Consider the following 22216-nt stretch of genomic DNA (forward strand, 5'->3'; position numbering starts at 1 on the left):
CAAAAGCCAAATTAAACTGTCTGCGGAATCATCAGGATCGCTTATGACCACCTTCGATCCCGCCGCGCTCGAGGCGCTGGCCGCCATCGTGGAGGAAGGGGGCTTCGAGCGCGCAGCCCAGCGGCTGCACGTCACGCAGTCGGCCGTCTCGCAGAGGTTGCGCGCGCTGGAGGCGCAGGCGGGAACGGTGCTCGTGGTGCGCAGCCGGCCGCTGCGGCCGACGGCGGCGGGGCGCCTGCTGCTGAAGCACACGAAGCAGCTGAGGCTGCTGCGCGCCGACCTGGACCGCGACCTGCGCGAGCTCGCGCCCAACGCGGGCGGCGGCGCGCGCGACGAGGAGCGCATCTCGCTCGCGATCAACGCCGACAGCATCGCCACATGGGCGCTGCCGGCGCTGGACGGCCTGGCGCGGCAGGGGCTGCCGCTGGAGATCATCACCGACGACCAGGACTTCACGCACGAGTGGCTGCGCGAAGGCCAGGTGCTCGGGTGCGTGACGACGGTGAAGCAGGCGCTGCGCGGCTGCAAGGTGGTGCCGCTGGGCGCGATGGACTACATGGCCGTGGCCGAGGCGCGGTACGCGCGCGAGCGCCTGCCGCAGGGCCTCACGCAGCACAACTTCCGCGACACGGCTTTCGTCGCGTTCAACCGCAAGGACGACATGCAGTCCGAGTTCGTGGGCCGCGCCTTCCGGCTCAAGCGGGTGTCGCTGCAGCAGCTGTTCGTGCCGAGTTCGGAAGGGCAGGTGCGCGCGGTGCTGGCGGGCTGGGGCGCGAGCGTGGTGCCGGACCTGCTGGTGCGCGGCCTGGTGGCGGAAGGCAGGCTGGTGGACATCGCGCCGGGCACGCGCGTGCCGGTGCAGCTCTACTGGCATTGCTGGAACCTGGAATCCGCCGTGCTCGACCAGCTGAGCTCGGCGCTGACGACGGCCGCGCAGGAGGCGCTGCGCCCCGCGTGAGCCTCAGCGCGGCGCGTCGGCGCCGTGCGGCAGGATGCCGTTGCCGAAGAAGAGGCCCTGGCCGTCGGGGTTGGCCATCGCCAGCAGGACGGCGACGAGGACGGCCGCGATCCAGGCAAGGGTCTGCACCCAGAACGGCTTCATGACGGCCTCCCTGCGCACACCGATGCGCTTGCGGCCAGTGTGCGCCGGCACGCGTGGCGCGGAGCGTCTGCTTTGTAAAGTCCCTGTCCGAAGTGTGCCGGAATGCTGTCGAGGCAGCGCGGGGCGAAAACTAACGCATCAATCGGCGCGGGGCGCCGCGAGGTCCAGCACGAACTGTTCGCGGAATCCCTCCTGCTCGCCCTTGCGCGCATAGCCGAGCGTGTTCGCCACCACGCGGCATCCGCGTTCCACGTAATCGTGCTGGCAGTGCAGGTGGCCGTGCAGCCAGAACTGCGCCTGCGCGAGCAGGTCCTGCAGCGAGTTGCAGAAGCCCGCGGTGGCCGGCGTGATGCCATAGCGCGGGTCGAAGCTCGCGAGGCTGGGCGCGAAGTGCGTGACGACCACCGTGGTGCCGCCGAAGGGGCGCGCGAGCGCTTCGCGCAGCCAGGCCTGGCACACCAGCGCCTGCTCGCGCCATTCCTCCGCCAGCATCATCCGGCCGTGGCGCATCGCCGCCGCCTTCTGCAGGTAGAAGTTGGCCGCGCGGAAGGCCTTGTGCCGCTGCTTCAGCACCTGCTGCAGCGTCGGCTCCGGCTCGCCGGGCCGCAGCACCAGCGCGTCGAAGTCGGCCCACAGCGTCGTGCCGAGGAAGCGCACGTCGCCGAACACGCGCTCCTCGCGCTCCAGCCAGGTGATGCCCAGGCGCTCGCAGGTGGCGCGCAGGCGCGCGTGCGTCGCGTCGAAGTCGAGCGCGTCGTATTCGTGGTTGCCGGGGACGTAGAGCACGGGCACGGGCCAGCCGTGCAGCGGCGCCACGCGGGCGAGGCCGAAGTCGTCGTCCTCGAGCCCCGAGCCCTTCTGGTAGGAGCCGATGTCGCCCGCCAGCACCAGCAAGTCGGCGTCGGGCGCGGGGCGCGGCCGGTAGCCGGGCTGCGACTCCAGGTGCAGGTCGGACATCAGCTGGATCTTCACCGGGCCATCCTACCTACTGCACGCCCTGCTCGAACCCCTTGCGCGCCGCCGTGGCGACGGCGAGGCGCAGCCAGCCGTGGTCGGGCCGCTGGGTCTGGCGCCGGTGCCACAGCGCATCGACGTGCACGGGGGGCACGTTGAAGGGCAGGTCGCGGTAGACGAGCGCCTCGGCGCGGCCCGTCACGCCGATGAAGTGCCGCGGCAGCACGGTCAGCAGGTCCGAGGTCTCCACCACGCGGCCGGCGGTGAAGAACTGGTTGACCGTCAGCACGACGCGCCGCTGGCGGCCCAGCGAGGCGAGCGCCTCGTCGGTGAAGCCGTAGGGGCGGCCTGAGAAGCTCACGAGCATGTGGCGCGCCGCGCAGAACCGATCCAGCGTCAGCGCGCCTTTGGCGAGACGGTGGCCCTTGCGCATCACGCACACGTACACGCTCTCGTAGAGGCGCTGGTAGCCGAAGGCCGCCATGCCGCTGCCTTGCTCCTGGGCGGTCAGGTCGGCGAGCACGGCGGGGAAGAAGCCGACGGCGAGGTCCACCGTGCCTTCGTCCAGCAGCCGGCGCGGGTCGCGCGTGGTGAGCGGCACCACCCGCACCGAGATGCCGGGCGCGTCGCTCTCCAGGATCTCGACGAGGCTGGGCATGACCACGGCCGCCGTCGCGTCGGCCATCGCCAGCGTGAAGCTCTGCGAGGCTTCCGAGGCGACGAAGTTGCCGGGCGTGATGGAGCTTTCCAGCTGCCGCAGGGCGTCGGCCACCGCCGGCCAGAGCGCCAGCGCCCGCGGCGTCGGCTCCACGCCGTAGCCGCTGCGCGTGACCAGCCGGTCGCCCAGGGCGTCGCGCAGGCGGTTGAGCGCGTTGCTCACGGCCGGCTGCGTCATCGAGAGGTTGCGGGCGGCGCGGGTCAGGTTGCGCTCGGCCATCACCTGGTCGAAGACCCGGAGCAGGTTCAGGTCCAGCGTGCGGAAGTTCGGCGCTCTCATACGATTCGTGAATGATATACATCACTACTAAAAAGTAGCCAAATATCAGGGTAACCCCTAGGATACGTACCAACGCAGAAGGCAATCCCGCCTGAAGCGTCGAGAAAGAAAAGGGGAAGCCAAATGGCACGTTTCGTCAACATCGAACCTCGCGCCCAGCACGACGGTCTGAGCCGCGTGATCCGCGGCCTGGATGCGGTCCGCAGCCTCGACCTGAACATCAGCCGCGCCACGCTGCGCGCCCTGGCCGCCGTCGGCGCGCCGGTGACCCGCGCCTCCGCCGGCGCCCGCAAGCTGTACAACCGCTGGGCGGCCGCCCGCCTGCAGCGCATCCAGGACGAGAAGCTCTGGAACCTGGCCCTGCAGGACGCCCGCATCATGGCCGACCTGAGCCGCGCCATGAGCCGCGACGCCGGCGCCGAGGTCCGCCGCTACTACTGAGGAGCGCCGACCATGGCCGCCATCCACACCGACCGGGTGAGCCAGCTCGTGCGGCAGCTGCCCGCGCCGCTGCTGAAGTGGCTGGATGCCTGGTCCCACCGCGTCGCCCGCCGCCGGGCGCAGCAGAGGATGCTGAAGTGGCAACAGCGCCAGGCCGCTGCCAAGGCGCAGCCGGCCTTCGTGCTCGGGGTGGCGTACCACCTGAAGCCCTGGCGGGACTGAGAGGCATGGATCCCGGCTTGCGCCGGGATGACAAGCCATGAAAAAGGCCACCGCGAGGTGGCCCTTTCGTTGGTGTGGGGCGATCAGGCCGCCAGCCGCTTCTCGATCTGCGCCTTGGTCGCCTTCAGCTCCTGCGGCAGGCGCTGTTCCAGCTTCTGGAAGAGCTCCTCGTGCAGCTCCAGCTCCTTCTGCCAGGCTTCCGGGTCGATGCTGATCACCTTGTCGAACTGCTCGGGCGTGAACGACAGGCCTTCCCAGTTCAGCTCCTGGTAGCTGGGGCTGATGCCGAAGACGTGGCGTTCGCCGCGGGCCCGGTTCTCGATCCGGTCGATCATCCACTTCAGCACGCGCATGTTCTCGCCGTAGCCGGGCCACACGAACTTGCCGTCCTCGCCCTTGCGGAACCAGTTGGTCGTGAAGATCTTCGGCAGCTTCGCGCCGCTGGCCTGCAGCTTCTTGCCCAGGTCCAGCCAGTGCTGGAAGTAGTCGCTCATGTTGTAGCCCGTGAAGGGCAGCATGGCGAAGGGGTCGCGGCGCACGACGCCCACCTGGCCGACGATCGCGGCGGTGGTCTCGGAGCCCATGGTCGCGGCCATGTAAACGCCTTCCACCCAGTCGTTGGCCTCGGTCACCAGCGGCACGGTGGTGGAGCGGCGGCCGCCGAAGATGAAGGCGTCGATCGGCACGCCGGCCGGGTCGTCCCATGCGGGGTCGAGGGCCGGGTTGTTGGTGGCGGCGACCGTGAAGCGCGCATTGGGGTGCGCGGCCTTGGCGCCCGTTTCCTTGGCGATCTGCGGCGTCCAGTCGCGGCCCTGCCAGTCGATGGCGTGCGCCGGCGGCTCGCTCATGCCTTCCCACCACACGTCCCCGTCGTCCGTGAGCGCCACGTTCGTGAAGATCACGTTCTTGTCCAGGCTGGCCATGCAGTTCGGGTTGGTCTGCGTGTTGGTGCCGGGCGCGACGCCGAAGTAGCCGGCTTCGGGATTGATCGCGTACAGGCGGCCGTCCTGGCCGGGCTTGATCCAGGCGATGTCGTCGCCGATGGTGGTGACGCGCCAGCCCTCGAAGCCCTTGGGCGGGATCAGCATGGCGAAGTTGGTCTTGCCGCAGGCCGAGGGGAAGGCGGCGGCCACGTGGTACTTCTTCCCCTCGGGCGAGGTCACGCCCAGGATCAGCATGTGCTCGGCCAGCCAGCCCTGGTCGCGGCCCATGGTGGAGGCGATGCGCAGCGCGAAGCACTTCTTGCCCAGCAGCGCGTTGCCGCCGTAGCCGGAGCCATAGGACCAGATCTCGCGCGTCTCGGGGTAGTGGACGATGTACTTGGTCTTGTTGCAGGGCCAGGCGACGTCCTTCTGGCCCTTCTCCAGCGGCGCGCCGACGGTGTGAAGGCAGGGCACGAAGTCGCCGTCGACGCCCAGCACGTCGTACACGGCCTTGCCCATGCGGGTCATCAGCCGCATGTTGACGGCCACGTAGGGGCTGTCGGAGAGCTCGATGCCGATGTGGGCGATGGGCGAGCCCAGCGGGCCCATCGAGAAGGGCACGACGTACATCGTGCGGCCGCGCATGCAGCCGTCGAACAGCGGCTGCAGCGTCTTGCGCATCTCGGCCGGGGCGACCCAGTTGTTGGTCGGGCCGGCGTCTTCCTTCTTCTCGGAGCAGATGAAGGTGCGGTCTTCCACGCGGGCGACGTCGCTCGGGTCGGACCAGGCAAGGTAGGAGCCCGGGCGCTTGACCGGGTCCAGCTTCTTGAAGGTGCCGTTGTCGACGAGCAATTGGCACAGGCGGTCGTATTCCTCCTGGCTGCCGTCGCACCAGTAGACCTGGTCCGGCTTGCACAGGGCGACCATGTCGGCGACCCAGGCGATCAGGCGTGCGTTCTTGACGTAGGCGGGGGCCTGCAGGTTCAGGCCGCGCATGGCGGGAGAGTTCATCCTCGAAGCTCCTATTTGAAAAGCGTGTTTTCAAAGGAGCGAGTCGGTCGTTCAGCCCGGCGCGCCCTTTTCAAAACAGGCTTCGTTCCCAAGTCGGCTGCGGCGTCCACCGCCGGGTCGGCTGGACCGGCCATTTTAGGGAGCAGGGGGGTGGATCCACCGCTGTGCCACCCCGATTCCATGCAAACCGTGCATGGGTTCATGCGGCCAGCCACGCGGCCGTGGCCAAGAGAAAAGCCCCCGGGCATCGCTGCCAGGGGGCTTTCAGGAATCGGGCTGCCGGGCGCTCAGGCCATGTACACGGCGATCCAGGCCAGCAGGAAGATCAGCGCGGCGCCGACCATGGGCAGCACGATCGGGATCATGGGCACCACCGACTCCACCGCGTCCTGCGGCTCGTAGTCATGACCGTCGTGGTGCTTGGGTTCGTTGGGGCTCGACATGGGGACCTCTGGATCTTCTGATGCCCCCATTCTAGCCCGCCCGCCAAGCCTCTCCTCAGAGCAGGGCGTAGGTGGTGCTGGCCCGGCAGGCGCTGCGGCCGTCCTCGGCGCCGCGGATGTCGATCTCGCCGAACGCGAGCGTCTTGCCGGCACGCAGCACGCGGGCCTGCACCAGCGCGTCCTGGCCCGACAGGGGCTTCAGGAAGCTGGTGTTCATCTGCACCGTGGTGCAGGGCCGGAAGGCGCCCGCCTGGCTCATCAGCGCGAGCACCATGGCGGTGTCCGCCGCCGCCATCATGGCCTGGCCGCAGAGCATGCCGCCGACCCGCGACAGGTCGGCGTTCTGCGGCAGCCGCAGCGTGACGCCCTCGCCGTCGAAGGCCTCCACGCGCAGGCCCAGCGCCTGCACCCAGGGTGCGAAGTAGTCCGGCAGCGCCGACTGCAGTGTTTCCTTGTCCATCATTGTTCCTCCGCCTCGAAGCCCGCCCCGCGCAGGGCCTGCAGCAGCGCCTCCACGTGGGCGCGGCCGCGGGTCTGCACGACCAGTTCGATCTCCACGTTCTGCGCCGCCAGCATGGTGAAGGCGCGCTGGTGATGCACCTCGTCGATGTTCGCGCCGGCGTCGCTCACGATGGCCGTGATGCGTGCCAGCGAGCCCGGCACGTCGCGCGCGCACACGCGCAGGCGCGCCAGCCGGCCGGCGCGGACCATGCCGCGCTGGATGATGGCGGCCAGCAGCATCGGGTCGATGTTGCCGCCGCCCAGCACCAGGCCGACCTTGCGGCCGGCATGGCGCGCCGGATCCTTCAGCAGCGCGGCGAGCGGCGCGGCGCCGGCGCCCTCGACCAGCGTCTTCTCGATGTCCAGCAGCATCACGATCGCCTGCTCGACGTCGCCCTCGTCCACCAGCACCACGTCGTCCACGTAGCGCTCCACGAGCGCCCGCGTCAGCTTGCCCGGCGTGCCGACGGCGATGCCCTCGGCGATGGTGGAACCGCCCTGGGGCAGCGCCGCGTGCTTGACGGCGTTGTACATGTTGGGAAAGCGCAGGGTCTGCACGCCCAGCACGCGGATGCCCGGCTTGAGCGCCTTGGCGGCCGCCGCGATCCCGCCGACCAGGCCGCCGCCGCCGATGGCGACCACCAGCGTGTCCAGCTGCGGCACCGCCTCCAGCATCTCCAGCGCCACCGTGCCCTGGCCGGCGATGATGGCCGGGTCGTCGTAGGGGTGGACGAACACCAGCTGCCGGCTCGCCGCCAGCTCCTGGGCGTGGGCGTAGGCCTCGTCGAGCGTGTCGCCGTGCAGCACGACCTCGGCGCCGAAGCCGCGGGTGCGTTCCACCTTCACCATGGGCGTGAAGCGCGGCATGACGATCACCGCATGGATGCCCAGGCGCTGCGCGTGGTAGGCCACGCCCTGGGCGTGGTTGCCGGCGCTCATGGCCACGACGCCGCGCTCCCGCTCGGCCTGGCTCAGCTGTCCCAGCTTGTTGCAGGCGCCGCGCTCCTTGAAGGAGGCGGTGAACTGCAGGTTCTCGAACTTCAGGAACACCTGGCAGCCCGCCACCTGCGACAGCATGCGCGACTCGACGCAGGGGGTGACCAGCACCTGCCCGTGCAGGCGGGCCGCGGCTTGGCGGATCTCGGGCAGGCCGATCATCCCGCCCATTGTGAACGGTTCGCGCGACGCACGGGCCGGGGCCACCGCCGCGCGGCTTCCCTGTAGCATGATCTGGCGTTATCGTAAGCCGCACCACGCCTCCGGAGGTCGATTGGCCAAGCGTTCGCTCGATCTGCAATTGCTGCCCTCGCCGGGTCTGAAGGACGCGCCGGTGCTGGACCTGATGTGTTCGCACTTCGTGCTGACGCTGGCGGCGAAGCAGGGCGCCAAGTTCAACGTCCGCCGCGACCTCAACGGCCTGCTGTCGCTGGCCGGCCGGCACCTGGTGTGGCCGGCGCCCTCGCTGGAGCGCCTGCGCGAGTTCCTGGGCCGGCGCTGCAAGGACAACGAGTTCTGGCGCGGCCACGAGGAACTGCCCACGCGCGAGTTCCTGGACCGCCACGGCGTGTGGCGCGGGCCCTACGAGGAAGGGACGCTCTTCTTCTACCTGGACGAATACGCGAAGGACCAGCCCAAGGACCTGCTGTCGGTGCTGACGGTCACCGGCGAATGGCTCACCCACGCGCTGAAGAAGCACTCCACGCTGGTGGAGAAGAACATCGACGCCTTGGCCAACCTGCTGCAGTTGAACAAGGCGGAGCGCGCCCTGCTGCTGTACGGAACGCTGGCGCGCTACCAGCGCGACCTGCGCAGCCTCTTGGTGGAGTTCAAGGTGAACAACGCGCCGGAGGCCTACGCGGCGATCGCGGAGGTCGCCGGCGTCAATGCCGCCGACGTGGGCGAGGCGCTGCGCGCCGGCTCGCGGCTGGAGCGCATCGGGCTGGTGGAGAACCTGATCTCCGAGCACAACATCACCGACCTAGCGGACCTGATGAAGGTCAGCGAGAAGCTGCCGCCCGTGCTGATGCGCGAATACCGCGACCAGAACGAGCTGATGGCGGTCTTCACGCGGCCCTCGGCCAAGAGCACGCTGACGCTGGACGACTTCGGCTTCGTCGCCGAGGATGCCCGCGTGCTGCGGGCGCTGCTGCGCAACGCCACGGACCGCAAGGAGCCCGGCGTGAACGTGCTGTTGTACGGGCCGCCCGGCACGGGCAAGACCGAGCTGGCCAAGGTCGTCGCGCAGGCGGCGGGGCTGGAGCTGTTCGAGGTGGAGTACGCCGACCGCGACGGCAATTCGCTGTCGGGCCGCGACCGCTACCGTTCGCTGCAGATCGCGCAGGTGTTCCTCAAGGGCAGCGCCCAGGCGGCGCTGCTGTTCGACGAGGTGGAGGACGTGTTCCCGCCGATCTCCAGCGAGGCGGCGCAGATGATGGCGCGCGCCGAGCACGTGGTGGCGCCGCCTTCGGGCAGCGTCAGCGGCAAGGCCTGGGTGAACCAGATCCTGGAGACCAACCCGGTGCCCACGATCTGGGTCACCAACCGCATCGAGCAGATCGATCCGGCCTTCCGCCGGCGCTTCGCCTACCACCTGGAGCTGAAGTCGCCGCCGCCAGGCGCCCGCGAAGGGCTGGTGCGCAAGACGCTGGAAGGGGTGGACGTCTCGCCGGGCTTCGTCGCCAAGCTGACCGAGCGCAAGGGCCTCACGCCGGCGCAGATCCGCACGGCGGCGCGCTTCGCCGGGCTGGCGGCGGCCGAGGGCGTCGCGGCCGAGGAACTGATCGAGCGTCAACTGCGCAACGCCGACCGCGCGCTCGGCACGCGCAGCTCCGACGGCGCGCTCCGGCCCAGCGTCACGACCTACGACCTGGACATGCTCAACGTGGAATCGCGCTTCGAGGTGCCGCGCATCGTCGAGGCGCTGAAGGCCCGCGGCCACGGCACGCTGTGCTTCTACGGCGCGCCCGGCACGGGCAAGACGGCGCTGGCCGAGCACATCGCCCGCAGCCTCGACCGGCCGCTATTGGTCAAGCAGGCGAGCGACCTCATGAGCAAGTTCGTAGGCGAGACCGAACAGAACATGGCGGCGATGTTCCGCGAGGCCGAGGCCGAGAAGGCGGTGCTGCTGCTGGACGAGGCCGACAGCTTCCTGCAGGACCGCCGCGGCGCCCAGCGCACCTACGAGGTGACGGAAGTCAACGAGATGCTGCAGGGCATGGAGCGCTTCGCCGGCATCTTCATCTGCACCACCAACCTGATGGACCGCATCGACCAGGCGGCGCTGCGGCGCTTCGCCTTCAAGATCCGCTTCAAGCCGCTGACGGCGGCGCAGCGGGAGAAGATGTTCGTGACCGAGGCGCTGGGCGGGGATGCGGCGGCGCTGAGTGCGGAAGCCGTCGCGCGGCTGGCGAAGCTGGACCAGCTGTGCCCGGGGGACTTCGCCGCGGTGAAGCGGCAGGTGGACATCCTGGCGGCGCAGATCACGCCGGAGGAATTCCTGGAGCAGCTGGAGGCGGAGCACCGGATCAAGCCGGAGGTGCGGGAGGCGCGGAGTATCGGCTTCACGTAGGGTGGCGGCGGCGCGCCGCCGGCAGGTGAGCGAACGCGAACCCCACCGTCTTCACGCCATCGCCTGCAACACGTCGACGACCCCCGCCCCGTACTTCTCCAGCTTCGCCGCCCCGATCCCGCTCACCCCCTCCAGCTCCCGCACCGACCGCGGATCCAGGGCCGCGATCGCCGCCAGCGTACTGTCGTGGAAGATCACGTAGGCCGGCAGGTTGTGCGCCTTCGCCACCTCCGCCCGCCAGGCCTTCAGCACCGCGAAGCGCTGCTGCGCCTGCGAGTCCAGCGCCGCGGCCACCGCGGGCGTCGCCTTCTCGCCGCGCTCGCGCTTGCGCGAGCGCCCCGGCGGCAGGCCGACCGATTCGCGCAGCAGCACCTGGCGCTCGCCGCGCAGCACCGCGCGCGAATCCGCGGTGAGGTGCAGCGTGTTGAACGCCGACGCGTCCACCGCCAGCGCGCCGGTGGCGATCAGCTGGCGCAGCACCCCGCGCAGCTGCTGCTCCGAGAACGCCGCGCCGATGCCGAAGGTGGAGAGACGCTGGTGCCCGAACTGGTTCACCTTGTCGGTCACCTTTCCGCGCAGGACGTCCATGATGTGCCCGGCGCCGAAGTGCAGGCCGTTGGCCTGCTGCACGCGGTAGATCGTGGACAGCAGCATGCGCGCGGCTTCCGTGCCGTCCCACATGGCCGGCGGGTGCAGGCAGTTGTCGCAGTTGCCGCAGGGTTCGGACGCCTCGCCGAAATAGGCCAGCAGCCGCACGCGCCGGCAGTCCGTCGCCTCGGCCAGCGCCAGCAGGGCGTCGAGCTTGCCGCGCAGCACCTGCTTGAACTCGTCGGGCGCGGGGCTCTCGTCGATCATGCGGCGCTGGTTCACGACGTCCTGCAGGCCGTAGGCCATCCAGGCGTCGGAAGGCAGGCCGTCGCGGCCGGCGCGTCCGGTCTCCTGGTAGTAGCCCTCGATGTTCTTGGGCAGGTCGAGGTGGGCGACGAAGCGCACGTCCGGCTTGTCGATGCCCATGCCGAAGGCGATGGTGGCCGTCATCACGATGCCGTCCTCGCGCAGGAACCGGTCCTGGTGGCGCTGGCGCACGTCGGCGTCCAGCCCCGCGTGGTAGGGCAGGGCGTCCATGCCTTCCTTGCAAAGGACCTCGGCGATCTCCTCCACGCGCTTGCGCGACTGGCAGTAGACGATGCCCGACTCGCCCGCGTGCTCGCGCTCGATGAAGCGCAGCAGCTGCAGCGTGGCGTCCTTCTTCTCGGCGATCGTGTAGCGGATGTTGGGCCGGTCGAAGCTGCTGATGAAGGTGCGCGCCCGCTCCAGCTGCAGGTGCTGCACGATGTCGGCGCGGGTGGTCGCGTCCGCCGTGGCCGTGAGCGCGATGCGCGGCACGCCGGCGTAGCGCGCGTGCAGGATCGCGAGCGCGCGGTACTCGGGCCGGAAGTCGTGGCCCCACTGGCTGACGCAATGCGCCTCGTCGATGGCGAAGAGCGACAGCTTGCCGGCCTCGTGCAGCGCGTCGAGCTGCGCCAGGAAGCGCGGCGTGGTCACGCGTTCCGGCGCGGCGTAGAGCAGCGTCAGCTCGCCGCGGGCGAGGCGCCGCTCGACGGCGTTGGCCTCCTCGCCCGTGAGCGTGGAGTTGAGGAAGGCGGCCTGCACGCCGAGCTCGTGCAGGGCGCCCACCTGGTCGTGCATCAGCGCGATCAGGGGCGACACGACGATGGTGGTGCCCTGGCCGGCCTGCTGGCGCGCGAGCGCCGGCACCTGGTAGCACAGCGACTTGCCGCCGCCGGTGGGCATGAGCACCAGCGCATCGCCGCCGGCGATGACGTGGTCGACGATCTCGGCCTGGGCGCCGCGGAAGGCGGCATAGCCGAAGACGTCCTTGAGGATGGAAAGTGCGGGTGACAAGGGGCCGATTGTCCCGGATGGCCCGTGCTCAACGCCTTGTCCCTAAAATCAGCCGACCATGAAACCTGTGATCTATACCCGTGGACAGGCCCTGCCGGGCCTGCTGGAGCAGCGCATCCTGGTGCTGGACGGCGCCATGGGCACCATGATCCAGCGTTTCAAGCTGTCGGAGGCGGATTTTCGCGGCGAACGGCTCCGCGAGCACCCCAAGGACCTGAAGAACAACAGCGACCTGCTGGTGCTGACCCGGCCCGACGTGGTGCGCGACATCCACGAGGGCTACCTCGCGGCCGGCGCCGACATCATCGAGACCAACACCTTCGGCGCCAATGCGATCGCCCAGGACGACTACGGCCTGGCGCCGCTGGCGCGCGAGATGAACCTGGCCGCGGCGAAGCTGGCGCGGGTGGCCGCCGACAAGTTCGCGACGCCCGAGAAGCCGCGCTTCGTCGCCGGCGCCCTGGGCCCGACGCCGCGCACGGCCAGCATCAGCCCGGACGTGAACGACCCGGGCGCCCGCAACGTGGACTTCGAGACGCTGCGCGCGGCCTACCACGAGCAGGTCGAAGGGCTGCTGGAAGGCGGCGTGGACCTGCTGCTGGTCGAGACCATCTTCGACACGCTCAACGCCAAGGCGGCGCTGTTCGCGATCGAGGAAGTGTTCGCCGCCACGGGCGAGCGCCTGCCGGTGGTCATCAGCGGCACGGTGACCGACGCGTCGGGCCGCATCCTGAGCGGCCAGACCGTCAGCGCCTTCTGGTACAGCGTGCGCCACGCGCGTCCGCTGGCCGTCGGCCTGAACTGCGCGCTGGGCGCGGCGCTGATGCGCCCCTACATCCAGGAGCTGAACCGCATCGCGCCCGACACCTTCATCAGCTGCTACCCGAACGCCGGCCTGCCCAACCCCATGAGCGAAACGGGCTTCGACGAGAAGCCCGAGGACACCTCGCGCCTGCTGCGCGAGTTCGCGGCGGACGGGCTGGTCAACATCGTGGGGGGCTGCTGCGGCACGACGCCGGAGCACATCGCGGCCATCCGCGAGCAGGTGGAGCCGCTGGCGGCGCGCAGCGTGAAGCGCGACTTCTTCTACAAGGAAGCGGCCTGAGAACCAGGGTGGCCGGCGGGCGGTAACCCACCGGCCCCTTGCCGCGGGCTTCGGCTGGTAAGCCTCGCCCTACAGCCTCCACTGTGCCTGCGAGCGCCCGGAAAGTCTTGCTGATCTTTCTGCGGCATCCAGGCGATTCCAGGAAAACCTTCTGTTCTTGGTATCCTGCTCCGATAATCGGACGCCATGGACGCCATCGACCGGAAAATCCTCAAGGTCCTGCAGCAGGACGCCCGCGCCAGCCTGCAGCAGGTCGGCCAGGCCGTGGGCCTGAGCGCCTCGCCCTGCTGGGAGCGCATCAAGAAGATGGAGCTCGCCGGCGTGATCGAGGGCTACACCGTCCGGCTGAACCCGCAGGCGCTGGGGCTCAACGACACGGTGATGGTCCAGGTGACGCTGGACAGCCACTCCGACAACACGCTGGAGAAGTTCGGCGAGACGCTGGCGGCGATCCCCGAGGTGATCGAGGCCTATCTCGTCTCCGGCGAGTACGACTACCTGCTGCGCGTGGCGGTGAAGGACACGCGCGACTACGAGCGGCTGCTGCGCGAACGGCTCTACAAGATCAAGGGCATCCGGCACAGCATGTCGAGCTTCGTGCTGCGCACGCTGAAGAAAGCCGATTTGCCGCTTTAGGTGCGGTGGGGTTCGCCACAGGCTAAAATCACCCCCTGCTCAAGGAGCGCTGCAGCCATGCACAGCCATGGTCAGGCTTGAGATGGACCCCAACCGCGCTCACTTTGGACCAACCCGAGGTGAGTGAATGCCAGAGCAGACCTCCGTTCCCCCCATGAAACTCGCCGGCCTCGAGCCGGTGGACATCGGCGCGGGCAGCTTGTTCGTCAACATCGGCGAACGCACCAATGTCACCGGCTCCAAGGCCTTCGCCCGCATGATCCTCGCGGGCCAGTTCGAGGAGGCGCTGGCCGTGGCGCGGCAGCAGGTCGAGAACGGCGCCCAGGTGATCGACGTGAACATGGACGAGGCCATGCTGGACAGCAAGGCCGCCATGGTGCGCTTCCTCAACCTGATCGCCAGCGAGCCCGACATCGCCCGCGTGCCGATCATGATCGACTCCTCCAAGTGGGAGGTGATCGAGGCCGGCCTGCGCTGCATCCAGGGCAAGGGCATCGTCAACTCGATTTCCATGAAGGAGGGCGAGGCCGAGTTCAAGCGGCAGGCCACGCTGGTCAAGCGCTATGGCGCCGCGGCCGTGGTGATGGCCTTCGACGAGCAGGGCCAGGCGGATACCTACCAACGCAAGATCGACATCTGCGCCCGCGCCTACCGCATCCTGGTGGACGAGGTCGGCTTCCCGCCGGAAGACGTGATCTTCGACCCCAACATCTTCGCGATCGCCACCGGCATCGAGGAGCACAACAACTACGCCGTGGACTTCATCGAGGCCACGAAGTGGATCAAGCAGAACCTGCCGGGCGCCAAGGTGTCCGGCGGCGTCTCCAACGTCAGCTTCTCCTTCCGCGGCAACGACCCGGTGCGCGAGGCGATCCACACGGTGTTCCTGTACCACGCGATCAAGGCGGGCATGGACATGGGCATCGTCAACGCCGGCATGGTCGGCGTGTACGACGAGGTCGAGCCGGTGCTGCGCGAGCGCGTGGAAGACGTCGTGCTGAACCGTCGCCCCGACGCCGGCGAGCGCCTGGTGGAGATCGCCGAGCAGGCCAAGGGCGCCGCGAAGGACGAGGGCAAGAAGAACGAGTGGCGCCAGCAGCCGGTGGAGCAGCGCCTCGCGCACGCGCTGGTGCACGGCATCACCGACCACATCGTCCCCGACACGGAGGAGATGTACCAGAAGGTGCTCGCCTCGGGCGGGCGGCCGCTGCACGTGATCGAAGGGCCGCTGATGGACGGCATGAACATCGTGGGCGACCTGTTCGGCGCCGGCAAGATGTTCCTGCCGCAGGTGGTGAAGTCCGCCCGCGTGATGAAGCAGGCCGTGGCGCACCTCATCCCCTACATCGAGGCGGAGAAGAAGGCGCAGGAAGCGGCGGGCGAGGACGTCCGCGCCAAGGGCAAGATCGTCATCGCCACCGTGAAGGGCGACGTGCACGACATCGGCAAGAACATCGTGACCGTCGTGCTCCAGTGCAACAACTTCGAGGTGGTCAACATGGGCGTGATGGTGCCCTGCCACGAGATCCTGGCGAAGGCCAAGGTCGAGGGCGCGGACATCGTCGGCCTCTCGGGGCTGATCACGCCCTCGCTGGAGGAGATGCAGTACGTCGCCGGCGAGATGCAGAAGGACGACTACTTCCGCGTGAAGAAGATCCCGCTGCTGATCGGCGGCGCGACCTGCAGCCGCGTGCACACGGCCGTGAAGATCGCGCCGAAGTACGAAGGCCCGGTCGTGTACGTGCCGGACGCCTCGCGCAGCGTCAGCGTCGCGCAGAGCCTGCTGTCCGACCAGGCGGCGAAGTACATCGCCGAGGTCAACGCCGACTACGAGAAGGTGCGGCAGCTGCACGCGACCAAGAAGCAGGTGCCCCTGTGGCCGCTGGCCAAGGCGCGCGCCAACAAGACGCCGGTGGACTGGACGAACTACGTGCCGCCCAAGCCCAAGTTCATCGGCCGGCGCGTGTTCAGGAACTACGACCTCTCCGAGCTGGCCCGCTACATCGACTGGGGCCCGTTCTTCCAGACCTGGGACCTCGCGGGCCGCTTCCCCGAGATCCTGAAGGACGAGGTCGTGGGCGGCGAAGCCGTGCGCGTGTTCTCCGATGGCCAGCGCATGCTCAAGCGCCTCATCGAGGGCCGCTGGCTCACCGCCAACGCCGTCATGGGCTTCTGGCCGGCCAACACGGTGAACGACGACGACATCCAGCTCTACGCCGACGAAAGCCGAACGCAGCCTGTGCTGACCTGGTACGGCCTGCGCCAGCAGACCGAGAAGCAGGTGATCGACGGCGTCATGCGTCCGAGCCGCTGCCTCGCCGACTTCGTCGCGCCCAAGGGCGTGGCGCCGGACTACGTCGGCGCCTTCGCCGTCACCGCCGGCATCGGCGTGGACAAGAAGGTGCAGTACTTCCTGGACGACCTCGACGACTATTCGGCCATCACGCTGAAGGCGCTGGCCGACCGGCTGGCCGAGGCGCTGGCCGAGGCGCTGCACGAGCGCGTGCGCAAGGACCTGTGGGGCTACGCGGCCGACGAGGACCTGTCGAACGAGGCGCTGATCGGCGAGAAGTACCGCGGCATCCGGCCCGCGCCGGGCTATCCGGCCTGCCCGGACCACAGCGTGAAGCGCGACATGTTCGCGCTGCTGCAGCCGGAGGAGATCGGCATGGAGCTGACCGACAGCATGGCGATGGCGCCGGCGGCCAGCGTGAGCGGCTTCTACCTGAGCCATCCCGACAGCACGTACTTCAACGTCGGGCGCATCGGCGAGGACCAGCTCGCCGACCAGGCGCAGCGCCGCGGCACGGCCGTCGAGGACCTGCAGCGCCTGCTGGCGCCCAACCTCTGACCATGGCGTGGACCGACCGCGTCCCTGCCGGCCTGCGGCGCTGGGTGCTTCCGCTGGCGCCGCTGGTGCGCGCCTTCCAGCTCTGGAGCCGGGCCGGCGGCATGCGCATGAGCGCGGCCGTCTCCTTCTACGGCATCCTGAGCCTCGCGCCGCTGCTGCTGGCGATCGTGGCGATCCTGGGCTGGTGGATGGACCGCTCCGTGCTGGAGCAGGGGCTGCTGTCGCAGTTCAACACGGTGTTCGGACCGCAGGGGGCCAGCGTAATCCAGCAGGCGCTGGCGAGCGCGCAGGAGCCCAAGGAAGGCATCGCGGCCAGCGTCATCGGCTTCGTCGTGCTGGTGTTCGGCGCCACTGGGGTCTTCGGTGAACTGCAGCATGCCTTCGAGCTCGTGTGGTCGCAGGGCCGGGGCGAGCTGCCCAAGCCCTCGTGGCGCCACCAGGCCTCGCTGCGCCTGCGGGGCCTGGGCTACGTGCTCGTGTTCGGCTTTCTGCTGCTGGTGTCGCTGGTGGTGACCACGCTGCTGGGCCTCTTCTCCGGCTGGGCGGGCAGCCGGCTGGTGCCCATGGAGCTCGTCCTGCGCGTGCTGAACGAAGTCGTCGGCTTCGTGGTGTGCGCGGCGCTGTTCGTCGGCCTGATGCGCCTGTCGGGCGGGCCCAAGCCGGGCATGCGCTTCCTGGTGTTCGGCGCCTGCGTCGGTGCCGTGCTGTTCACGATCGGCCGCCAGCTGATGGCGCTGTACCTCGCGAAGGCGGCCGTGGTCTCCAGCTACGGCGCGGCGGGCTCGCTGATCGCGCTGCTGCTGTGGATCTACTTCTCCTCCGCCGTCCTGCTGCTGGGCGCCGCGAGCGCCCGGGCCCTGGACGACCACGTGTTCTCGCTGCGCCGCGGCTGACTACCGCGGCAACAGCGACTTCCGCTGCGCCGCCGCCAGCGCCAGCGCCGCGCCGACCCCCAGCACGAGCAACACCAGCAGCCCCCAGCGATACCCCGCTTCGCGCGACCACAACACCCCGAGCAGCAGCGGCGCCACGGCTCGCGCGATCGCCTGCGGCGGCCCGAGCGCGCCGTTGAGCGACGCCACGTGCTCTCGGTTCACGTACTGCGCCACGGCCGTCCCCTTGACGATCGTGAGCATGCCGTTGCCCAGCCCATAGAGCAGCACGAACAGCAGGCCCGCGGCGGGCGATGCGGCGCCGGCCACCAGCGCGCCCAGCGCCAGCGGGATCAGGAAGGGAATGATGCGGTTGGCGACGTGCAGGTCGAAGCGGTGCTCGAAGAAGTACAGCAGCAGCCGCCCCAGCACCTGCATCACGCCGATGGTGGCGGGGATGGCGATCACCCAGGCTTCGGGCAACCCGCTTTCGCGCAGCAGGCTGATCAGGTGCGGCGGCACCGCGGCCGTGATGGCCATCATGCCCACCACGAACACGCCGATCAGCAGGAAGGGCGCGCTGCGCAGCAGGGCCGTCGGCGAGTGCGCGCCCTGCGCGCGGTCCGCGGCCACCGGCGGCGGCGCGTCGCGCAGGCACAGCGCGTGCAGCGGCACGCACACCAGCAGGTGCACCGCGGCCAGCACCAGCAGCGCGTGGCGCCAGCCGAACTGCGCGATCAGCCAGGCCGAGGTCGGGATGAACACGCTGCTGGCGAGGCCGCCCAGGAAGGTCATGGTGATGATCGCGCGGCGGAAGTCGTTCGGATAGCGCCGGGTCACGATCGCGAACACCGGGTTGTAGAGCGTCGCGGCGAGCGCCGCGCCCAGCAGCGTCCACACCGCGTAGAAGCCCGCGGCGGAATGGATCTGCGAATGCCAGGCCAGCCCGATCGCGATGGCGAGCGAGCCGAGCGTCATGACCGCGCGCTCGTGGCCGCGGTCGATCCAGCGTCCCACCGGATAGCCGAACAAGCCCTCGGCCAGCAGCGCCAGGCTGAAGGCCACGGAGGACTGCGCGCGGGAGAGCCCCAGTTCGCGCTCCACGGGCGCCAGCAGCAGGGCGAAGGTGTAGAAAACGCTGCCCCAGGTGATCAGCTGCGCCAGGGACAACCAGAGGACGAGGCGGCGGTCGTAGCCGGGGGTCTCCGTCATTCCCCTGAGCGTAACCCAGCTGGGCGCCCCTCCACCGTAGGCTGGCGGTGAGCCGCAGGCGAACCCCAGCTTCGGCGTCAACGCAAGGCCGGCAGCGCCCGCCGATACTGCACCGCCTCCGCCACGTGCACCACGTCCACCGCCGCCGCTCCCGCGAGGTCGGCGATGGTGCGCGCCATCTTCAGCACGCGGTGCGTCGAGCGCGCGCTCCATTCCAGCCGGCCCGCCGCCGCGCGCAGGAAATCCGCCGCGTGCGCCGACACGCCGGCATGGCGGTCGATCTCCTCGCCTTCCAGCGCGTGGTTGGCCTTGCCCTGCCGGGCCATCGCACGCTCGCGCGCCCGCAGGCAGCGCGCCTGCACCACCGCCGTCGGCTCGCCGGGCGGCGCATCGAGCAACTGCGCGGCGCCGAGCGCCGGAACTTCCACGTGCAGGTCGATGCGATCGAGCAGCGGACCGCTCAGCCGCCCCTGGTAGCGCGCGACCTGTTCGGGCGAGCAGCGGCAGGCGCGGCCCGAGCCGAGCCAGCCGCAGGGGCAGGGGTTCATCGCCGCGACCAGCTGGAAGCGGGCCGGGAACTCGTTGCGGCGCGCGGCCCGCGCGACGGTGATGCGACCCGTCTCCAGCGGCTCGCGCAAGGCCTCCAGCGCGGCGCGCGGGAACTCGGGCAGTTCGTCGAGGAACAGCACGCCGTGGTGCGCCAGCGAGATCTCTCCCGGCCGCGGCGGTGAGCCGCCGCCCACCAGCGCCACGGCGCTCGCCGAGTGGTGCGGTGCGCAGGTGGGGCGCCGCGCCCATTCCTGCAGGCTGAAGCGGCCCGACAGGCTGGCCACCGCCGCGCTTTCCAGCGCCTCCGCGATCGTCATCGGCGGCAGCAGGCCGGCGAAGCGCTGCGCGAGCATCGACTTGCCCGCGCCGGGCGGGCCGACGAGGAGAAGGCTGTGGCCGCCCGCCGCGGCGATCTCCAGCGCGCGGCGCGCGCCGGCCTGGCCCTTCACGTCCGCCAGGTCGGGATACGCGGTGGCGGCCTCGGGCGCCTGCGGGGCCAGCGCCGCCCAACCCGCGCATTCTTCCGGCGGCGCGTTCGAGCGCACGAACTGCTGCACGACATCGAGCAGGTGCCGTGCGCGCACGACGTTCGCGCCCGGCACCAGCGCCGCCTCCTCCGCGCTCTGCGGCGGCAGCACGAGGCGCGCCGCGCCCGTGGCCGCATGCAGCGCGAGGCTGGTGGCCAGCGCACCGCGCACGGGCCGCAGCTCGCCCGACAGCGACAGCTCGCCCGCGAACTCGTGGCCGGCGAGCCGCGCGCCGTCGATCTGGCCGCTGGCGGCCAGGATGCCCAGCGCGATCGGCAGGTCGAAGCGCCCGCCGTCCTTGGGCAGGTCCGCCGGCGCCAGGTTCACCGTGATGCGCTTGTTGTGCGGGAATTCCAGCCCCGAATTCAGCAGCGCCGAACGCACCCGCTCGCGCGCCTCCTTCACCTCGGTCTCGGCCAGCCCGACCAGCAGGAAGTTGGGCAGGCCGTTCGCGACGTGCACCTCCACCGTGACGGCGGCCGCTTCCAGGCCCACCAGGGCACGGCTTTGCACCAGGCACAGGCTCATCGCGCGGGCTCCTCCTGGCGCGCTCAACGCCGCAGCGGCCGCGGAGGACGACCGTGCCCGGATCCGTGTGCGCTACCGCACCGGAATCTTCCTTCGCCGCGAGCGCCCCAAGGAAGAGGTGTCGCTTCCTAGAATTCCCCTTGCCCGCTTGAAGAAAGACTCCACCATGAACAAGCTTGCACTCGCGTTCGTCGTTTCCGCCGCCGCGCTGGCGGCCTGCAGCAAGCAGGAAGCCCCGCCTCCTGCGCCCGGCCCGGCACCTGCCGCGGCGCCTGCCCCCGAACCCGCACCCGCCCCCGCGCCTTCGCCTGCGCCCGCCGCCGAAAGCGCGGCCAGCGCCGCATCCGGCATGGCCGTCGCGGCCGCCGGAGCCGGCGATCCGGCGCTCGGCAAGGGTGTGTTCGACAAGACCTGCACCGCCTGCCACACGGCGGGCGTGACCGGCGCACCGAAGCCGGGCGACAAGGCCGACTGGGGCCCGCGCATCGCGCAGGGCACCGAGGTGCTCTACAAGCACGCCATCGAAGGCTTCACCGGCAGCAAGGGGACGATGCCGCCCAAGGGCGGCAACGCCGCGCTGTCGGACGCCGAAGTGAAGGCGGCCGTCGACTACATGGTCTCGCAGTCCCGCTGAGCAGGCACCTGCCCCAGGCAGGTGCAATGCGGGGGTGCACCGCGCACGCCAGCGGTGCGAGACGGCGCGTGCGCGGGCCGGCCGTGCCTGGCACGCCTCCTGCTTGGGAAGGGTCGAGTCCCTTACCTCAAGCACGGAGAACGCATGAAAACCAGCCCCGCCCTGCGGTGGATCCTGCTCGCCTGCGCCAGCGCCGCCCTCGGCCACGCCAGCGCGCAGGACGCCGCTTCCACGCTGTCCGCCAACGTGGGCGTCGTCAGCGACTACCGCTTCCGCGGCATCTCGCAGACGCGCCTGCGTCCCGCGCTGCAGGGCGGCGCCGAGTATGCGCACGCGAGCGGCCTGTACGTGGGCACCTGGGCGTCCTCGATCCGCTGGATCCAGGACGCGGGCGGTGACGCGGACGCCGAACTCGACGTCTACGGCGGCTACCGCTTCAACGCCGGCCCGATCGGGCTCGACGCGGGCCTGCTGCGCTATCTCTACCCGGGCTCGGACCTGGCCGTGAACCCGGACACCACCGAGGCCTACCTCGCCGCGACCTGGGGCCCGGCGACGCTGAAGTACTCGCACTCCACCACCAACCTGTTCGGCACGGCCGACAGCCGCGGCAGCGGCTACCTGGAACTGGCCGCGACCTTCCCGCTGCCCGTGTGGGGCCTGACGCTCACGCCGCACGTGGGCCACCAGCGCGTGCGCAACAACTCAGGGTCCTCGTACACCGACTGGTCGCTCACGCTCGCCAAGGACTTCGGCAACGGCTTCAGCGCCAGCCTGGCCGGCGTGGACACGAATACCGATGCCTACCGTGCCAAGGGCAAGGACCTGGGCAAGCCCGGCTGGGTGCTGGGCGCGAAGTACAGCTTCTGATCCCGTCGCTGCAAGGAGAGCCCATGAAACTCGTCACCGCCATCATCAAACCCTTCAAGCTCGACGAAGTGCGCGAGGCCCTGTCCGCCCTGGGCGTGCAGGGCATCACCGTCACCGAGGTCAAGGGCTTCGGCCGGCAGAAGGGCCACACCGAGCTGTACCGCGGCGCCGAATACGTCGTGGACTTCCTGCCCAAGGTGAAGATCGAAGCCGCCATCTCCGACGAGCTGGTGGACCGCGCCATCGAAGCCGTCGAGGGCGCGGCCCGCACCGGCAAGATCGGCGACGGGAAGATCTTCGTCTACGACCTCGAGCAGGTCGTCCGCATCCGCACCGGCGAAACGGGCCGGGAAGCGCTCTGAAGC

The 22216-nt window shown here is 70.0% G+C and carries 21 protein-coding genes and 1 riboswitch; of the genes, 11 read left to right on the top strand and 10 right to left on the bottom strand.

What is annotated here, in order from left to right; translation table 11 throughout:
• Positions 1-43 precede the first annotated feature (43 nt).
• On the top strand, positions 44-958 hold the full coding sequence (locus ACY0MJ_RS04125; RefSeq protein ID WP_462637011.1) for a LysR family transcriptional regulator ArgP: 915 nt from the start codon (positions 44-46) through the stop codon (positions 956-958).
• Between the two features lie 3 nt (positions 959-961).
• Here ACY0MJ_RS04125 and ACY0MJ_RS04130 read toward each other — a convergent pair whose 3' ends face one another.
• The 3 genes from ACY0MJ_RS04130 to ACY0MJ_RS04140 all read right to left on the bottom strand — a co-directional run bounded on the left by ACY0MJ_RS04130 (position 962) and on the right by ACY0MJ_RS04140 (position 3053).
• Complete coding sequence (locus ACY0MJ_RS04130; protein WP_462637012.1) at positions 962-1102, bottom strand: hypothetical protein; 141 nt, start codon at positions 1100-1102, stop codon at positions 962-964.
• Positions 1103-1240: 138 nt separating this feature from the next.
• Positions 1241-2074 carry a metallophosphoesterase gene (locus tag ACY0MJ_RS04135; RefSeq protein WP_462637013.1) on the bottom strand — a complete coding sequence of 278 codons (834 nt, stop codon included), beginning with the start codon at positions 2072-2074 and terminating at the stop codon, positions 1241-1243.
• Positions 2075-2087: 13 nt separating this feature from the next.
• Complete coding sequence (locus tag ACY0MJ_RS04140) at positions 2088-3053, bottom strand: LysR family transcriptional regulator (RefSeq protein WP_462637014.1); 966 nt, start codon at positions 3051-3053, stop codon at positions 2088-2090.
• Between the two features lie 123 nt (positions 3054-3176).
• Here ACY0MJ_RS04140 and ACY0MJ_RS04145 point away from each other — a divergent pair, with 123 nt between their 5' ends.
• Together ACY0MJ_RS04145 and ACY0MJ_RS04150 are read left to right on the top strand one after the other, a co-directional pair.
• Positions 3177-3494: a hypothetical protein gene (locus tag ACY0MJ_RS04145; protein ID WP_462637015.1), complete on the top strand. Its 318-nt coding sequence runs from the start codon at positions 3177-3179 to the stop codon at positions 3492-3494.
• A 12-nt stretch (positions 3495-3506) separates the two neighbouring features.
• The gene (locus ACY0MJ_RS04150) at positions 3507-3716 is read left to right on the top strand and encodes a hypothetical protein (RefSeq protein ID WP_462637016.1); all 210 of its coding nucleotides are present in this window, start codon (positions 3507-3509) and stop codon (positions 3714-3716) included.
• A gap of 83 nt (positions 3717-3799) precedes the next feature.
• Here ACY0MJ_RS04150 and ACY0MJ_RS04155 read toward each other — a convergent pair whose 3' ends face one another.
• The 4 genes from ACY0MJ_RS04155 to ACY0MJ_RS04170 form a co-directional block, all read right to left on the bottom strand.
• The gene (locus ACY0MJ_RS04155) at positions 3800-5650 is read right to left on the bottom strand and encodes a phosphoenolpyruvate carboxykinase (GTP) (protein ID WP_462637017.1); all 1851 of its coding nucleotides are present in this window, start codon (positions 5648-5650) and stop codon (positions 3800-3802) included.
• Positions 5651-5937: 287 nt separating this feature from the next.
• Positions 5938-6093 carry a hypothetical protein gene (locus ACY0MJ_RS04160; protein WP_462637018.1) on the bottom strand — a complete coding sequence of 52 codons (156 nt, stop codon included), beginning with the start codon at positions 6091-6093 and terminating at the stop codon, positions 5938-5940.
• Between the two features lie 55 nt (positions 6094-6148).
• Positions 6149-6553 (bottom strand): PaaI family thioesterase, encoded by a 405-nt coding sequence (locus tag ACY0MJ_RS04165; protein WP_462637019.1) that lies wholly within the window; start codon positions 6551-6553, stop codon positions 6149-6151.
• On the bottom strand, positions 6553-7752 hold the full coding sequence (locus ACY0MJ_RS04170) for a threonine ammonia-lyase (protein WP_462637020.1): 1200 nt from the start codon (positions 7750-7752) through the stop codon (positions 6553-6555). The genes ACY0MJ_RS04165 and ACY0MJ_RS04170 overlap by 1 nt, the downstream gene beginning before the upstream one ends.
• A 112-nt stretch (positions 7753-7864) precedes the next feature.
• Between ACY0MJ_RS04170 and ACY0MJ_RS04175 the strand changes: the two genes are divergently transcribed.
• Positions 7865-10162, top strand: a complete 2298-nt coding sequence (locus ACY0MJ_RS04175) for an ATP-binding protein (protein WP_462637021.1) — start codon at positions 7865-7867, stop codon at positions 10160-10162.
• A 51-nt stretch (positions 10163-10213) separates the two neighbouring features.
• Here ACY0MJ_RS04175 and recQ read toward each other — a convergent pair whose 3' ends face one another.
• A complete protein-coding gene (gene recQ / locus ACY0MJ_RS04180) occupies positions 10214-12067 on the bottom strand; it encodes a DNA helicase RecQ (RefSeq protein ID WP_462637022.1) in 1854 nt (617 codons plus the stop codon).
• 58 nt (positions 12068-12125) lie between these two features.
• On the opposite strand from recQ, the gene ACY0MJ_RS04185 reads away from it, so the two are divergent.
• From ACY0MJ_RS04185 to ACY0MJ_RS04200, 4 genes are all read left to right on the top strand, one after another.
• Positions 12126-13172 carry a homocysteine S-methyltransferase family protein gene (locus tag ACY0MJ_RS04185; RefSeq protein ID WP_462637023.1) on the top strand — a complete coding sequence of 349 codons (1047 nt, stop codon included), beginning with the start codon at positions 12126-12128 and terminating at the stop codon, positions 13170-13172.
• A gap of 186 nt (positions 13173-13358) precedes the next feature.
• On the top strand, positions 13359-13808 hold the full coding sequence (locus tag ACY0MJ_RS04190; RefSeq protein WP_462637024.1) for an Lrp/AsnC family transcriptional regulator: 450 nt from the start codon (positions 13359-13361) through the stop codon (positions 13806-13808).
• Positions 13809-13843: 35 nt separating this feature from the next.
• A riboswitch (S-adenosyl-L-homocysteine riboswitch) is annotated at positions 13844-13916 on the top strand.
• Positions 13917-13935: 19 nt separating this feature from the next.
• Positions 13936-16659, top strand: a complete 2724-nt coding sequence (metH, locus tag ACY0MJ_RS04195; protein WP_462637025.1) for a methionine synthase — start codon at positions 13936-13938, stop codon at positions 16657-16659.
• A gap of 2 nt (positions 16660-16661) precedes the next feature.
• Complete coding sequence (locus ACY0MJ_RS04200; RefSeq protein WP_462637026.1) at positions 16662-17552, top strand: YihY/virulence factor BrkB family protein; 891 nt, start codon at positions 16662-16664, stop codon at positions 17550-17552.
• On the opposite strand, the gene ACY0MJ_RS04205 is transcribed toward ACY0MJ_RS04200, so the two are convergent.
• Both ACY0MJ_RS04205 and ACY0MJ_RS04210 read right to left on the bottom strand, forming a co-directional pair.
• Positions 17553-18743: an MFS transporter gene (locus ACY0MJ_RS04205; protein ID WP_462637028.1), complete on the bottom strand. Its 1191-nt coding sequence runs from the start codon at positions 18741-18743 to the stop codon at positions 17553-17555.
• A gap of 77 nt (positions 18744-18820) precedes the next feature.
• A complete protein-coding gene (locus tag ACY0MJ_RS04210) occupies positions 18821-20347 on the bottom strand; it encodes a YifB family Mg chelatase-like AAA ATPase (protein ID WP_462637029.1) in 1527 nt (508 codons plus the stop codon).
• Positions 20348-20513: 166 nt separating this feature from the next.
• On the opposite strand from ACY0MJ_RS04210, the gene ACY0MJ_RS04215 reads away from it, so the two are divergent.
• The 3 genes from ACY0MJ_RS04215 (at position 20514) to glnK (ending at position 22213) form a co-directional block, all read left to right on the top strand.
• A complete protein-coding gene (locus ACY0MJ_RS04215; RefSeq protein WP_462637030.1) occupies positions 20514-20981 on the top strand; it encodes a c-type cytochrome in 468 nt (155 codons plus the stop codon).
• Between the two features lie 144 nt (positions 20982-21125).
• Entirely contained in the window at positions 21126-21851 is a 726-nt protein-coding gene (locus ACY0MJ_RS04220; protein ID WP_462637031.1) for a TorF family putative porin, read from the top strand.
• 23 nt (positions 21852-21874) lie between these two features.
• Positions 21875-22213 carry a P-II family nitrogen regulator gene (gene glnK / locus ACY0MJ_RS04225; RefSeq protein ID WP_462637033.1) on the top strand — a complete coding sequence of 113 codons (339 nt, stop codon included), beginning with the start codon at positions 21875-21877 and terminating at the stop codon, positions 22211-22213.
• Positions 22214-22216 lie beyond the last annotated feature (3 nt).

It is taken from the genome of Ramlibacter sp. bp-362 (genome assembly GCF_054956735.1).